The sequence below is a fragment of the Propionivibrio sp. genome, from assembly GCF_017995515.1.
Taxonomy (GTDB): domain Bacteria; phylum Pseudomonadota; class Gammaproteobacteria; order Burkholderiales; family Rhodocyclaceae; genus Propionivibrio.
Genome location: NZ_JAGOIT010000001.1, coordinates 29,221 through 42,524, shown reverse-complemented (window position 1 = coordinate 42,524; position 13,304 = coordinate 29,221). Strand labels below are relative to the sequence as shown.

The 13,304-nt window shown below is 64.3% G+C and carries 13 protein-coding genes, 1 other RNA gene and 1 riboswitch; of the genes, 9 read left to right on the top strand and 5 right to left on the bottom strand.

The annotated features are described in order from the left end of the window. Nucleotides 1-51: 51 nt before the first annotated feature. From KBA32_RS00240 to dsbD, 7 genes are all read left to right on the top strand, one after another. Nucleotides 52-519 (top strand): CBS domain-containing protein, encoded by a 468-nt coding sequence (locus tag KBA32_RS00240; RefSeq protein ID WP_294353476.1) that lies wholly within the window; start codon nt 52-54, stop codon nt 517-519. 81 nt (nt 520-600) lie between these two features. Further along, nucleotides 601-1,398, top strand: coding sequence for a prolipoprotein diacylglyceryl transferase (lgt, locus tag KBA32_RS00235; RefSeq protein ID WP_294353473.1), 798 nt, complete (start codon nt 601-603; stop codon nt 1,396-1,398). 44 nt (nt 1,399-1,442) lie between these two features. After that, complete coding sequence (locus KBA32_RS00230; protein WP_294353471.1) at nt 1,443-2,828, top strand: malonyl-CoA decarboxylase; 1,386 nt, start codon at nt 1,443-1,445, stop codon at nt 2,826-2,828. A 99-nt stretch (nt 2,829-2,927) separates the two neighbouring features. After that, complete coding sequence (gene mce, locus KBA32_RS00225) at nt 2,928-3,338, top strand: methylmalonyl-CoA epimerase (RefSeq protein WP_294353468.1); 411 nt, start codon at nt 2,928-2,930, stop codon at nt 3,336-3,338. Nucleotides 3,339-3,448: 110 nt separating this feature from the next. Continuing rightward, the gene (locus KBA32_RS00220) at nt 3,449-5,050 is read left to right on the top strand and encodes a hypothetical protein (protein WP_294353466.1); all 1,602 of its coding nucleotides are present in this window, start codon (nt 3,449-3,451) and stop codon (nt 5,048-5,050) included. A gap of 41 nt (nt 5,051-5,091) precedes the next feature. Continuing rightward, nucleotides 5,092-5,427, top strand: a complete 336-nt coding sequence (gene cutA, locus KBA32_RS00215) for a divalent-cation tolerance protein CutA (RefSeq protein ID WP_294353464.1) — start codon at nt 5,092-5,094, stop codon at nt 5,425-5,427. Further along, complete coding sequence (gene dsbD / locus KBA32_RS00210) at nt 5,424-7,205, top strand: protein-disulfide reductase DsbD (RefSeq protein WP_294353461.1); 1,782 nt, start codon at nt 5,424-5,426, stop codon at nt 7,203-7,205. The genes cutA and dsbD overlap by 4 nt, the downstream gene beginning before the upstream one ends. Nucleotides 7,206-7,216: 11 nt before the next feature. Here the strand turns inward: dsbD and KBA32_RS00205 are convergent, their stop codons facing one another. From KBA32_RS00205 to KBA32_RS00185, 5 genes are all read right to left on the bottom strand, one after another. Next, nucleotides 7,217-7,474 carry a TIGR02647 family protein gene (locus KBA32_RS00205; protein WP_294353458.1) on the bottom strand — a complete coding sequence of 86 codons (258 nt, stop codon included), beginning with the start codon at nt 7,472-7,474 and terminating at the stop codon, nt 7,217-7,219. 54 nt (nt 7,475-7,528) lie between these two features. Continuing rightward, on the bottom strand, nt 7,529-9,085 hold the full coding sequence (locus tag KBA32_RS00200; protein WP_294353456.1) for a YdiU family protein: 1,557 nt from the start codon (nt 9,083-9,085) through the stop codon (nt 7,529-7,531). A 111-nt stretch (nt 9,086-9,196) separates the two neighbouring features. Beyond that, nucleotides 9,197-9,379: non-coding RNA, 6S RNA (ssrS, locus tag KBA32_RS00195), on the bottom strand. Between the two features lie 13 nt (nt 9,380-9,392). Further along, a complete protein-coding gene (locus KBA32_RS00190; protein ID WP_294353454.1) occupies nt 9,393-9,737 on the bottom strand; it encodes a cell division protein ZapA in 345 nt (114 codons plus the stop codon). Nucleotides 9,738-9,766: 29 nt separating this feature from the next. Further along, a complete protein-coding gene (locus KBA32_RS00185) occupies nt 9,767-9,961 on the bottom strand; it encodes a hypothetical protein (RefSeq protein ID WP_294353451.1) in 195 nt (64 codons plus the stop codon). Between the two features lie 133 nt (nt 9,962-10,094). Then, nucleotides 10,095-10,308, top strand: a riboswitch (cobalamin riboswitch). 144 nt (nt 10,309-10,452) lie between these two features. Here KBA32_RS00185 and KBA32_RS00180 point away from each other — a divergent pair. Next, a complete protein-coding gene (locus KBA32_RS00180) occupies nt 10,453-12,294 on the top strand; it encodes a TonB-dependent receptor (RefSeq protein ID WP_294353448.1) in 1,842 nt (613 codons plus the stop codon). Between the two features lie 6 nt (nt 12,295-12,300). Then, nucleotides 12,301-13,290 carry an iron ABC transporter permease gene (locus tag KBA32_RS00175; protein WP_294353445.1) on the top strand — a complete coding sequence of 330 codons (990 nt, stop codon included), beginning with the start codon at nt 12,301-12,303 and terminating at the stop codon, nt 13,288-13,290. Nucleotides 13,291-13,304: the final 14 nt, after the last annotated feature.

The following is a 13,304-nucleotide window of genomic DNA, read 5'->3' as shown; positions in this document are numbered from 1 at the left end:
GCACTGCCGACCGGGCCGGTTTGCGTTGATTTGCACTGACTGGAGTGAAGCATGGAGGTCAGGGAAGTACTGAAGGTCAAGGATTCGGCGCTGTTTACCGCGCATCCGAATACGCTGCTGTCCGAGGCCGTCATCATGATGGCCGAGAACGACATCGGCGCGGTCGTCGTCATGGAGGCCGGCAAGCTGGTCGGCATGCTGACCTTCCGCGAGGTGCTGCGCATCCTGGCCCAGCGGCAAACGGAGCGGCGCGTCGGGCCGACACCGCCGATCGCCGAGATCCTCGTCGGCGAGGCGATGCAGACCGATCCGCCGACCACCTCGCCCGACATGGACGTCGATGAACTGCGCCGCCTGATGGTGACGACACACACGCGCTACCTGCCGGTGATGGACGGCGACACCCTGATGTGCGTGATCTCTTTTCACGACGTCGCCAAGGCCGTGCTCGAAGAACGCAACTTCGAGAACAAGCTGCTCAAGGCGTACATCAAGGATTGGCCGGAGGAGGCGAAGTAGGCGCACCAGTCGCCGCCGGCGCCGGTGTGACAGACCGGCGACTTTCACCCTGCACGATCGAGCCGTTCAAGCGAGTACGTCATGTTTGTTCATCCCCAGTTCAACCCCGTCGCAATCTCCGTCGGGCCGCTCGCCATCCACTGGTACGGCCTGATGTATCTTCTGGCCTTCTTCCAGTTCTGGTGGCTGGGCAAGCACCGCATCCAGACGCATCCGCAGCTGGCGCAGAACGGCTGGACGGTGCAGCAGCTCGACGACCTGCTCTTCTACGGCGTGCTCGGCGTCATCCTCGGCGGCCGCCTCGGGCAGGTCCTCTTCTATGAGCCGGGCTACTATTTTTCTGATCCGGCACGGATCCTCGCGATCTGGCAAGGCGGCATGTCGTTCCACGGCGGCTTCCTCGGCGTCCTGCTGGCGATGGCGTTCTGTGCGCACAAATGGCAGCGCGCGTGGCTGGACATCACCGACTTCATCGCACCGCTCGTGCCGCTCGGCCTCGCCGCCGGCCGCATCGGCAACTTCATCAATGGCGAGTTGTGGGGGCGCGTCGCCGACGCGAATCTGCCGTGGGCGATGGTCTTTCCGCGCGTCGACGATCTGCCGCGCCATCCCTCGCAGCTCTACCAGGCAGGCCTGGAAGGGCTGCTGCTGTTCGTCCTGCTTTGGGTTTATTCCGGCAGAACACGACCGCGTGGCGCTGTTTCCGGCGTCTTCCTCATCGGCTACGGTAGTTTCCGCTTTCTCGCCGAGTACTTCCGCACGCCCGATGAAGGGATTTTCGGACTCTCCGAGGTGATCAGCATGGGGCAATGGCTGTCGCTGCCGATGATCGCCATCGGCGTACTGATGCTGGCAGCCGCCCACCGGCGCAAGGTCTAGACTGGAGACTGTCGAACACCATCCACTGATCGAGGAGAAGGCAAATGGCAGAAGGAATCGTTGCTAGAGGTCTGAAGAAGGTGCGCAAGATGCTCACCGAGCATGCGCCGGCGGGCAAGGTCAGCGAGCGCCAGTTGAGCCAGATCCGCGATCAACTCAAGGAATGCGCCGCCGGTCTCGGCGGCGAAGTGTCGGTGCGGCAGCGTGCTGCGCGCCTGGCTGAAACCTACCTGAACCTCGGTGACGACGGGCGGGCGGCTTTTCTGCGCATTGTCGCTACCGAGTTCGGGCCGGACCCGAAGGCCGTCGAAAAGGCGCACGCCCAGTATCAGGCGGCGATCGGCAGCGATGGGCAGTGGGCAGCCGAATCGGCCTTGCGCGGCGCGATGCGCTCGGCACGCCTGCGCATTCTGACCCAGTTCAACGCCATCCCGCAGGGCGTCAAGTTCCTCGTCGACCTGCGCGCCGACCTGCTGCGCTTCCTCGAACACGATCCGGCGCTGCGTTCGCTCGACCGCGAGCTTGAAACGCGTCTCGGCGCCTGGTTCGACGTCGGTTTCCTCGAACTGCACCGCATCTCGTGGAATTCGCCGGCGCTGCTGCTGGAAAAGCTGATCGAATACGAGGCCGTGCACGAGATCCGCTCGTGGAGCGACCTGAAGAACCGCCTCGATTCCGACCGCCGCTGCTACGCCTTCTTCCACCCGCGCATGCCGATGGAGCCGCTGATCTTCGTCGAGGTCGCGCTGGTCGACGAACTGGCCGACAACGTGCAGGCGCTGCTCGACGAGCACGCGCCAGTGTTCGACGCCGAGCGCGCCAAGACGGCGATCTTCTATTCGATCTCGAGCACACAGACGGGATTGCGCGGCGTCTCGTTCGGAAACTTTCTGCTCAAGCGCGTGATCGATGACCTGAAGCGCGATTTTCCACGTTTGACGACGTTCGCGACGCTGTCGCCGATTCCGACGCTGCGCCGCTGGGTGGACAAGAACCCCGACGTCTGGGCGCAGGTTTTCACTGACGATCTGATCGCGCGCGTGGCGCGGATGGTCGGCAGCAAGGGGCCTTCCGTCCAGTCGGTCGACGATATCCGCAAGCTCGTGGCCAACGATGCATGGGTCGGCAACGCGCGCCTCGCACGTGCGCTGCAGCCCGGCCTGACGCGGCTCGCCGCGCGCTATTTCCTCAACGCCAAGTCCGGCGCACGGCCGTACGACCCGGTGTCGCGCTTCCATCTCGGCAACGGCGCACGCATCGAGCGCATCAACTATCTGGCCGATACCTCGGCGAATGGCCTGAAGCAATCGTTCGGCCTGATGGTCAACTATCTTTACGATCCCGATGCGATCGAAACCAACGTCGAGGCCTTCTCGCGCGACGGCGCCGTCGTCACCTCGGGTACCGTGCGCCGCGCGGCACGCGATTGATCACCAATGTCGCCGGCGCCCAGCAGCCCGGGCAGATACGCTAAAATCGCTTTTTTTCGCCATTTGCAACCGTGTTCCACCTACCTTAAGGAAATAGCCATGGACATCTCGCACATCGAACATATCGGCATCGCCGTCAAGAGCCTCGACGAAGCCATCCCGTTCTGGGAGAAGCAGCTCGGCCTGAAGTGCTACGCGATCGAGGAAGTCAAGGAACAGAAGGTCAGGACCGCCTTCTTCAAGATCGGCCAGTCGAAGATCGAACTGCTCGAATCGACCGATCCGGAAGGCCCGATCGGCAAGTTCATCGAGAAGAAAGGCGAAGGCATCCAGCACCTCGCGCTCGCCGTCAATGGTCTGCAAGCTAATCTGACCGAGCTCGAAGGCAACGGCGTGCAACTGATCGACAAGTCGCCGCGCAAGGGCGCCGAAGGTCTCGACATCGCCTTCCTGCATCCGAAGTCGACGAAGGGCGTGCTGCTCGAACTGTGCGAAGACCCGAAGAAGTAATCACCGTCTGACCTACAGGGCGGAATCGGGGCCGACATTCGGGCCCACCGATGCCCGCCGCACGGAAAGCCGCCCTCGTTCGGGCGGCTTCATTCCATCCGGGGGTGTCGATGACCTGGTTTTCCTTGCCGCCGATCGAGGCGGGGCGACAAGCTGCATTTCAGGATTCCCGCAGTGCAACGACCTGGCTTGCCGGACAACCGCAAGCCAACGCGCCGGCGATGCTGGCCGAGTTCGTCGCGCAGATTCAAGCTTTCAACACGAGCCGTGTTGCGCCGGATGAGCGTTTCAGGACGCTGACCGCCCTGCGCAGCGCGCTGTTCGCCGTCAGCGGCGAATGTCTGCGCCGCTACGAGAACAAACCCCTGCCGTTGCCGCGTGCCGAGAAGGGCATTCAGGATTCGCTCCGCGCGCTCTGGCGCGCCGCTGCGGTGTCCTGTCTGCACTGCCTGCGTGCCTGTCTCGAAGGGGATTCGTCGATCTCGCCGCACGCCGCCAAGGTCGCGCACCGCGCCCTGTGCTGCCTGCGCATGGAGCAACTGAGCGGCCATCTGGGCGGCGTGTCGCCGGATGGCGAGTTCTGGCGCACGCTCCACGCCGTATTGGTCTCGGCCGAGACGCTGGGCGTCGCGCGCGACCTGGTCGAGGACAGGCTGCTCGGCGAAACCAAGGAATCGAGCGTCAGCGGTCAATACGCCATGGCCTTGCTGCTTGAACTCGCTCGGCCTTTTGCGTTGCCGCGCGCGCAGTTCGCGGTGATGACGCGCTGGCTCGCCCGCTGGCGCGAACAGGCGCGTATTCTCGTCGAACCCGATAACGGTCCGAAATCGCTCTGTATCGCGCTCGATCTCTCGCTCGACCGGCCGTTTAGCGACAATCTGCGTGCGCCCAGGCTTCCCCGCTGGCTCTCGGTCGGGCCGGTGTTGCGCAAGATCGGCCAGCGGATCGAAGCGTTGGCCGCCGGCGAGTCGCCGGAGAGCCTCAGGCTGGGATCGACGCTTTCTGCGCAGACCTGCTCCGACCTGCTGACCGAACTGGCCGGGCACCTGAAGGTGCCGCCGCCGCTGCCGCAGCTTCCCGCCGAGACGCGCACGATCGCGGTGGCGTGCGGCTTCGAGAACATGTACGGCGTAATCGGCGGTACGGGACTGCACGATGCTTCGCTCCGACCGTCGTCGTTCGGCAATCAGCTGAGTCAGGCACAGCTGGCTGTTTTTGGCCACGTCGTGCAGCACGAGGAAAAGGCCGGCAAGAGCGAGCACTGGCGTGTCCTGCGCCGCGATGGCTGCGAGATTGCCCTGCTGCGCGCGATGGACGCCGGCGAGGCGCGTCTTGCGCTGAGAAGCCTGGTCGTGCTGCAGTCCGGGCCGGACGAGCCGTTCATGCTCGGCGAAGTGCGCAGCCTGAATGTCGGTGGCGATGGCGAGCTCTGCGTCGTTGCTCGGTTCTTCGCCGGCGAGCCGCAGCCCTTGCTGATGGAGATCCGCGACCGGACGAGCGGCGCGGCGTCGCGGCACCCGGCCCTGATGCTTCCGACCGGCGACGGAATGGAGCCGGCGTCGCTCTTCATTCCCGCTGGCGTGGCGGCGCGTGCCGCGTCCTTCCGCCTGTTCGAAGTGCAGGCCAATTCGCCGCTCTCGCTCGGCCTGGAAGTCTGTATCGCTCGCGGCAGCGACCACGAGCGCTGGCGCCTGAGCCATCGCGCAGACTAGGTCGTCGGGCGTGGACTTGCGATCGAGGTAGAATTTTCGCCATGAGCGTGCTTATTGTCATGACCAACTTGCCGGACCAGGCGACGGCCGAGAAGCTCGCAGCCTTTGTCGTCGAAGAGCGGCTTGCCGCGTGCGTCAACATCCTTGCGCCGTGTGCTTCGATCTATCAATGGAAGGGCAGCATCGAGCGCGCCGGCGAGGTGCCGCTCCTCATCAAGACGACCGACGCGCGCTATGCGCAGCTCGAAGCGGCGATTCGTTCGGTGCATCCGTACGAAACGCCGGAGATCGTGGCGATTTCCGTCGCCGCCGGTCTGCCCGGGTATCTCGCCTGGGTGGCGGCGGAAACGCAGACCGAACGCTGGCCATCGCCGTGAGCAAGCGCTTCCTGCATCTCCTGTTGCTCTTCATCGTTTGCGGCCTGGTGCAGGCCGCCGATCTGTTGCCGCCGTTGCTCGCCTTCAAGCCGGCCGTGCGCGCCGTGGACGGGCAGACGATCGAAGTGCGCTTCGCGATCGCCAAGGGCTATTACCTCTACCGCGACAATTTCCGCTTCGCCGCCGAACCGTCGACCATCGCCCTGGGGAAACCCGTCCTGCCAAAGGGCAAGGAGAAGGACGACGACACCTTCGGCCGCGTCGAGGTCTATTACGATAGTGTTGCGATTCGCCTCCCGGTCGAGCGCAACAGTTCCGGCGTCTTGCCGCTGACGCTGAACATCACGTCGCAGGGCTGCGCCGATGTCGGCGTCTGTTATCCGCCGCAGAAGCAGTCGCTCAGCCTCGAACTGCCGGCGGTGACGGATGTGACGACGGTGCCGGCGGCCGAACCGCCGGTGCGCGCGTCGTCCGACGAAACCGGACGCATCGCGCGCCTGCTTTCGGGGGCCAGCACCTGGGTCGTCATCGCCAGCTTCTTCGGCTTTGGCCTGTTGCTCTCGCTGACGCCCTGTGTCTTCCCGATGATCCCGATCCTCTCCGGCATCATCGTCGGTTCAGGGCGCGCCGGCAAAGGTGTCTCGCACGCGCGCGGGTTCATCCTCTCCTTCGGCTACGTGCTCGGCATGGCCGGTACCTACGCAGCGGCGGGCGTCGCAGCCGGTTTCAGCGGCACGCTGCTCTCCGTGAGCCTGCAGAATGCCTGGGTGCTCGGCGGCTTCGCGCTGATTTTCGTCGCACTATCGCTGTCGATGTTCGGCTTCTACGAGCTTCAATTGCCGTCCTTCATGCAAAGCCGGCTGTCGGAAGAAGCAACGCACCTCAAGGGGGGCTCGTTCGCTGCCGTCACGCTGATGGGCGCGCTCTCGGCGTTGATCGTCGGGCCGTGCGTCGCGGCGCCGCTGGCCGGTGCGCTGCTCTATATCGGCCAGACCGGCGACGCCCTGCTCGGCGGCGCGGCGCTGTTCAGCATGGGGCTCGGCATGGGCGTGCCGCTGCTGGCTGTCGGCTTGTCGGCCGGAGCGCTGCTGCCCAAGTCGGGGGCGTGGATGGAGGCGATCAAGAAAGCCTTCGGCGTCGTGCTGCTCGCCACCGCGCTCTGGATCGTCTCGCCGCTGCTGCCGATCGCTGTGCAGATGGCGGGTTGGGCGGCGCTCCTGATCGTCCCGGCGATCTTCATGCACGCCATCGATCCGCTGCCGCCGCACGCGCATGCGGCGATGCGTTTCTGGAAAGGCATCGGTCTGCTGATGCTGCTCACCGGCGCGGCGCTGCTCGCCGGGGCGCTCTCCGGTGCGACCGATCCGCTGCGGCCGCTGGCGGCGCTCGGTTCGGGTAGCGCCACGGCCGAGACGCGCGCGCTGCCGTTCGAACGGGTTCGTTCGCTCGCCGAACTCGACGCGCGCATCAAGGCCGCCGGCAAGCCGGTAATGCTCGACTTCTACGCCGACTGGTGCGTCTCGTGCAAGGAGATGGAGCGCTTCACCTTCTCCAACCCACGCGTGCAGCAACGTTTGTCCGGCTGGCTCCTGTTGCAGGCCGACGTGACGGCCAATTCCGACGACGACAAGGCGCTGCTTACCCGCTTCGGGCTGTTCGGTCCGCCCGGCATCCTGTTCTTCAACCGCGAGGGCGAAGCGGTTCAGAACGTGCGTGTGATCGGCTACCAGCGTGCCGAAGATTTCCTGGCGACGCTGGCGCAACTCCCGCCGCAATAGTCCGTCGAGCGCTACTTCCCGACCGCTGCCGCGACCCCCTCGGTGAGCAGGCCAAGCGTCGTCTGTGCGTGCTCGGCAGCATCGCGCCCGAGGCTGGTCAGGTAGCCGCCGTCGATCTGGGTGATCAAGCCTTTGGCGTGCAGCCTTTGCACGGCCGCAATAACTTCTGCGTCGGCCGTCTTGTGCACCTTGATGCCCTGCTGGCCGCTGTCCAGATCAAAGCGGATCAGGGCGTTGAGTTCTTGAACCAGATCGGAGGTGAAGGGCATGGCGCGTCCTTGTTTGCGGAAAACGCCATTCTACGCCACGGATCCTCACGGCTCTCAGGAACTGCACGAGAGCATCGAGCAGCCGGGCTTACGGCGTGCCCAGTCGGGGCGCTTGGCGGCATAGGCTGCGAAATCCTCCTGTTCATCGAACGGGTGGCGCAGGACGTCGAGCAACTCGTGAATCATCCCCGGGTCGCCTTGCTCGGCGCGCTCAATGACCTGCTGCGCCAGATAGTTGCGCAGGACAAAGCGCGGATTCGCGGCGTTCATGCGCGCGATGCGCACCTCACTGGATTCGTTGCCCGAACGCACGCGTGCCGCCCAGCGCGCCAGCCAGGCGTCGAAGCCGGTGCCGTGCTCGGCGAGGAGTTCCGGCCGATAGAACGCTTCGTGCAGGACGCTCAACTGCGGCGCATCGGGATCGACATGGGCAAGGAGGCGGAAGAAAAGCGTCATGTCGACCTCGGCCTTCTGCATCAGCTCGAACGCGGCCTCGACCAGTTCCGCGTCATCGCGCAGCCATTTTTTGAAGCCGAGCTTGGCGGCGAGCGCGTTGTGGAATTCGCGCGCGTAGACCGTATCGTAATGCGCCAGCCCCTGCGCCAGATCGTCGCGTTCCCCGGCGATCACGGCAAACGCCTCGGCCAGCCGTTCGAGGTTCCAGCGCGCGATCTCCGGCTGGCGGGCAAAGCAGTAGCGGCGGCCGTGCGCGTCGGTGGTGTTCGGCGTCCACGCCGGGTTGAAATCGTCGACCCAGCCGTAGGGGCCGTAATCAATCGTCAGGCCGAGGATCGACATGTTGTCGGTGTTCATCACGCCGTGTACGAAACCGAAACGCATCCAATCCACCATCAGGCGCGCCGTCCGTTCGCAGACCTCGATGAAGCAGCGCGTCAGCCGCTCTTCCGGCGGCAGCACGGCAAGATGCGGAAAGTCGCGCGCGATGGTGAACTCGAACAGGTGCCGCAGCAGATCTTCGTCGCCGCGCGAGGCGGGCAGTTCGAAGTGTCCAAAACGCAGGAAGGACGGCGCGACGCGGCAGACGATCGCGCCCGGCTCCTCGACCGGGTGGCCGTCGTAGAACATGTCGCGCGTCACCCGATCACCGGTCGCCACCAGCGACAAGGCGCGCGTCGTCGGAACGCCGAGATGGTGCATGGCCTCGCTGCACAGAAACTCGCGGATCGACGAACGCAATACCGCTCGCCCATCCGCGCGCCGCGAGTATGGCGTCCGGCCCGCTCCCTTGAGCTGCAGCTCGAAGCGCTGTCCGTCGCGGTTGAGCGCTTCACCGAGAAAAATCGCGCGGCCATCGCCCAACTGGCGCGCCCACGAGCCGAACTGATAACCACCGTAGTTGGTCGCGTACGCACGCATCCCGGGAAGAAACGCGTTGCCGGCCAGGGCGCTAACCCACGGCGGGCTATGCAGGGTCACCTCGTCCAATCCGAGCAGTTGCGCCATCTCGGCCGAGTGCGCCAACAACCGTGGATCGGAAACAGGCGTTGGTTCGACGGGCGACCAGAGGGCGCCGAGAACCTGGCGCGGAAAGTTGTCCGCCTCGCCTTCGCCCGGGAGTTCGCGAATGAAGCGGTTGTCGAAGTGCAGCATGTGGAGTCATTCGCCGAAAGAAATGACTTTTCGGCACGTCCTTGCGCGACAAGTTCCTTCCGCAGCACCCAAGAAAAACGGCGCGGAGCATGAAGCTCCGCGCCGTCGAATAAAGTCCCCGCAAGTGCCGTTAGGCCGGCATCCTGAACCGGGGTTCAGAGAGGTCACGTTCCTTCCGCATCAGGCTCGCCCGACAGATGGGGCTTGCACAACAGCGGTTTCAATGGTTCGCAACCGACGCCAATTAGCATTGGTTCAAGGAATATATGGCCTTGACAAACACCGCAGGGAACAACTGGCTGGAAGCCTAGATCAGCCTTTCCTGCGGTTCGAGAACCGCCGCCAGCTGTGCTTCCATGTCGGAAATTCTACGCTTAACGGAGCCGATGTCCAGCCCTGTTTCGCCCCCTGTGTGCGACGGGATTTCCGCTGCGGATTGCTTCTTCGAGAGGTGTTCGTGCGCGATGTTCAGCGCAGCCATCACCGCGATGCGCTCTGAGATGTTGCTCTTGGTCTTCTCGGCGATGTCGTGCATCTTCTCGTCGACGTACGCGACTGCCGCGAGCAAGGCGGGCTGCTCCTCGGGCGGGCAGGCGACGCGGTATTCCTTGCCGAGCAGGGTGATATCGAGGTAGTAGGCTTCGTTGGGCATGGGGTCCTGCAGGGCCGATCAGGCGGCGGTTAGGCTTCGGGGAGCTGCATGGCGAGCTGCTCCAGCCGGGTTCTGGCGGTGTCCATACGATCCGTGAGCCCTTTCTTCTCGACTTCCGCAGTCGCCAGTTGCTGCCGCAGTTGCGCGTTCTCGACACGTAGTGCGCGGCACAATGAGGCGACCTGCGCGATTTTGCTTTCGAGGGCATTCAGTTCGTTTACCATGCGCGGACTATAGTTTTAAAAACCCAGTCAAGTCAAGGGCTAAGCGTTGTTTTTAAATGTGATTTATTTCACGCAGAACGCAGCGGCATCATCTCGAAACAGCGTCGCGCTATAATCGCGGCGTCCGTCATCTTGACGGATCAACGTGCAAGGTGCCGCAGCGCAAATCTTCTTTTTTGCCGCGGTTAAACGGGAAACAGGTGCGTGTTAACAAACATCATGCCTGTGCTGCCCCCGCAACGGTAAGCGAGTGTGGGTGGATCGAATGCCACTGGGCGAAAAAGCCCGGGAAGGCGATCCGTCAAGACTTGTGAGCCCGGATACCGGCCTTCGCGCAATCAGACGGAAGTGCCGCGGGGAGGCGGACACGGAATGCTCGACACGGCACCACTTCAAGCTCGTTCATCTCGTCAGTTTTTCTCCTTCGCGCAATTCCGATTTTTTGTTTGCCGGCTTGCGGGGACGCTTGTCGGCAGGAAGGAGAAATTTCCATGTATCCAGGCCATTCTCTGGCAACGGGCGCGTTTGCGCTGCTTGCCGCGATTCCATCGAGTTCCACTTTTGCTGGCGAAGCCGATGCCGAGGCGGTCGTCGTCACCGCAACACGGCAGGCGACGCGCGCCAATGAGTTGCTGAGCGATGTTTCGGTCATCGAGCGCGCGGACATCGAAGCCAGCGGTCAGCAAACCATTGCCGACCTGCTTGCGCGGCAGCCCGGCATCCAGACGTCGACATCGGGCGGGCCGGGTTCGGCGACGAATTTCTATGTCCGTGGCGCGCGTCCCGAGCAGACCAAGGTACTGGTCGACGGCGTGCCGCTCAACTCGGTCGACCTCTCCGGTTCGCCCCTGCGCTTTCTCTCGCTGGCCGACGTCGAGCGCATTGAAATCCTGCGCGGGCCGGCATCGGCGCTGTACGGAGCCGATGCGATCGGCGGTGTGATCCAGATCTTCACGCGCAGCGGACGCCCGGGGCTGACGGCGGATGCTTTCCTCGGCTACGGTACGCGGGACACCCGGCAGGCGAGCGCCGGCGTGTCCGGCGGCAACGAGCAGTGGCGTTTTCGCATCGAAGGCAATCACGAGTCGTCGGCCGGCTTTTCGGCACAGAAGGATGCTTCAAACCGGGATGCTGACAAGGACGGCTACCGCAATTCGGGCGGAACGGCCGCACTCTCGTTTCTGCCGGTGAAGGGCCACGAGTTCGGTATCAAGTTCCGGCAGAACGTCGGCACGACGCATTACGACAGCGGCAGCGTGCCGGCTGATGGTAATTACGACGATCGCGTCGACTTCGAAACGCAGCAGTGGCAGGCTTTCTCGCGCAATCGTCTGACCGATGCCTGGACGAGCAAGCTGCTCTACGGCGAGTCCGTCGACGAGCAAACGTCGTATGCCTCGTGGGCGCCGGAGGGCGAGCGCCTGCGCACGAAGAACCAGCAGGCGACGTGGCAGAACGACGTCAAGCTGCCGTTGGGGACGGCCTTGCTGGCGGTCGAGCATCTCAAGCAGACGGCGTCGCTGGAAGAGACCAACGGCGCATCGCCTGAACAGAGCACCGATTCCTTGATCGCCGGTTGGACTGCGAACTATGGTAACCATCGCTGGCAACTGGGCGCGCGTCAAGACAATCACTCCGAATTCGGTGGCCAGAAGACCTATGCGCTGGCCTACGGTTACCAGCTGACCGACGCACTGCGGGCGCAGGCGAGTTACGGGACGGCGTTCAAGGCACCCAGCCTCTACCAACTCTTCTTTTCGTCTCCGTATGGGCATGGCAACGCCAACCTGAAGCCAGAAGAAGCGAAGAATCGAGAGGCCGCACTGATCTGGGAGCTTGGCAACCAATCGGTGTCGGCGACGTGGTACCTGAACAAGGTCGAGAACCTGATCGACTATTCATTTACCAGTAATACCTACGAGAACATCTCCAGTTCCAGGCTCGAGGGCGTCACGCTGTCCTATACCGGACAGTTCAGCGAATGGTCGGTGCGCGCGGCCTACGACTGGCTCGACGCGCGCAACGAGGATACCGGCCAGCGGCTGGGACGGCGCGCGCGCGACAAGGCAACGCTCGCGGTCACGCGGCAATGGGGCGCCTGGAAAACCGGGGCCGAGTGGGTCGGCGTTGGTCCGCGTTTCAACACGAACACGGAGACCGGCGAGATGGGCGGCTACGGCCTCGTCAACCTGACGGCGCGCTACGCGATCAACACGGAACTGGCGATCGAAGGGAGAATCAACAATCTCTTCGACAAGAACTACGAAACTGTCAGTGGCTACAATACCGCCGGTTTCAATGCCTTTATCGGCCTTCGCTACCAGCCGAAATAGACCGCCATGCCCACCCGTCGCCGCGCCCTCCTGATTCTCGCCGCGCTTGCCCTGCTCGCGCTGACGAGTCTCGTGCTGGCCTTGATGGTGGGCAGCGTCCATGTGCCGCTGGGCGAGGTCTTCCCGGCACTGTTCGGATCGGCGGATTCGATGGCGGGCGAGGTGGTGCGCAGCCTGCGCCTGCCGCGAGCGCTGGCGGGTTTTGCGTGCGGTGGTTTATTGGCGCTGGCTGGCGCGTTGCTGCAGGTGCTGTTGCGCAATCCACTCGCTGATCCCTACGTGCTCGGGATTTCCGGCGGCGCGGGCGTCGGGGCGATTCTGGCCATCCTGTTCGGCGTCGGCGCGGCGGCGACCGGCGGCGCGGCGTTCGCCGGCGCGCTGGCGACGACGCTCGTCGTCTTCGGGCTGGCGCACGGCGACGGCAGCTGGACGCAGTCGCGCCTGCTGCTCACCGGCGTCATCGTCGCCGCCGGCTGCGGCGCGGTGGTCGCGTTAATTCTCTCGATTGCACCAGACAGCAAGCTGCACGGCATGCTGTTCTGGCTGATGGGCGACCTGTCGCAGGCGACGAGTCCGTATCTGGCGCTCGGCGTGCTCGCCGCCGTCCTGCTCGTCGCGCTACCGTTCGCGCGTGAGTTGAATTTGCTGACGCGCGGCGCCGATCTGGCACAAACGCTCGGCGTCGAGGTCGGCCGGCTGCGCCGCGGCGTCTATCTCCTCGCTTCGCTGGCGACGGCGGCAGCAGTGACGCAGGCCGGTTCGATCGGCTTCGTCGGCCTGATCGTGCCGCATCTGGTGCGGCTCGCGGCGGGCAACGACCAGCGTCTACTGTTGCCGGCATCGGCGCTGGCCGGCGGCAGCCTGCTGGTGATCGCCGACACGCTGGCGCGCTCGTTGATTGCGCCGCAGCAGCTGCCGGTCGGCGTACTGACCGCGCTGATCGGCGTGCCGGTCTTTCTCTTTTTGCTGGCGCGCGACGCCAAGGCGCGGGGCTGAGATGGCGCCTTCGT

Bases quoted from the DNA above. Each gene is read 5' to 3' on its own strand.
- KBA32_RS00240 (WP_294353476.1), top strand. From the start codon at position 52: ATGGAGGTCAGGGAAGTACTGAAGGTCAAGGATTCGGCGCTGTTTACC.
- lgt (WP_294353473.1), top strand. From the start codon at position 601: ATGTTTGTTCATCCCCAGTTCAACCCCGTCGCAATCTCCGTCGGGCCG.
- KBA32_RS00230 (WP_294353471.1), top strand. From the start codon at position 1,443: ATGGCAGAAGGAATCGTTGCTAGAGGTCTGAAGAAGGTGCGCAAGATG.
- mce (WP_294353468.1), top strand. From the start codon at position 2,928: ATGGACATCTCGCACATCGAACATATCGGCATCGCCGTCAAGAGCCTC.
- KBA32_RS00220 (WP_294353466.1), top strand. From the start codon at position 3,449: ATGACCTGGTTTTCCTTGCCGCCGATCGAGGCGGGGCGACAAGCTGCA.
- cutA (WP_294353464.1), top strand. From the start codon at position 5,092: ATGAGCGTGCTTATTGTCATGACCAACTTGCCGGACCAGGCGACGGCC.
- KBA32_RS00205 (WP_294353458.1), bottom strand. From the start codon at position 7,474: ATGCCCTTCACCTCCGATCTGGTTCAAGAACTCAACGCCCTGATCCGC.
- KBA32_RS00200 (WP_294353456.1), bottom strand. From the start codon at position 9,085: ATGCTGCACTTCGACAACCGCTTCATTCGCGAACTCCCGGGCGAAGGC.
- KBA32_RS00190 (WP_294353454.1), bottom strand. From the start codon at position 9,737: ATGCCCAACGAAGCCTACTACCTCGATATCACCCTGCTCGGCAAGGAA.
- KBA32_RS00185 (WP_294353451.1), bottom strand. From the start codon at position 9,961: ATGGTAAACGAACTGAATGCCCTCGAAAGCAAAATCGCGCAGGTCGCC.
- KBA32_RS00180 (WP_294353448.1), top strand. From the start codon at position 10,453: ATGTATCCAGGCCATTCTCTGGCAACGGGCGCGTTTGCGCTGCTTGCC.
- KBA32_RS00175 (WP_294353445.1), top strand. From the start codon at position 12,301: ATGCCCACCCGTCGCCGCGCCCTCCTGATTCTCGCCGCGCTTGCCCTG.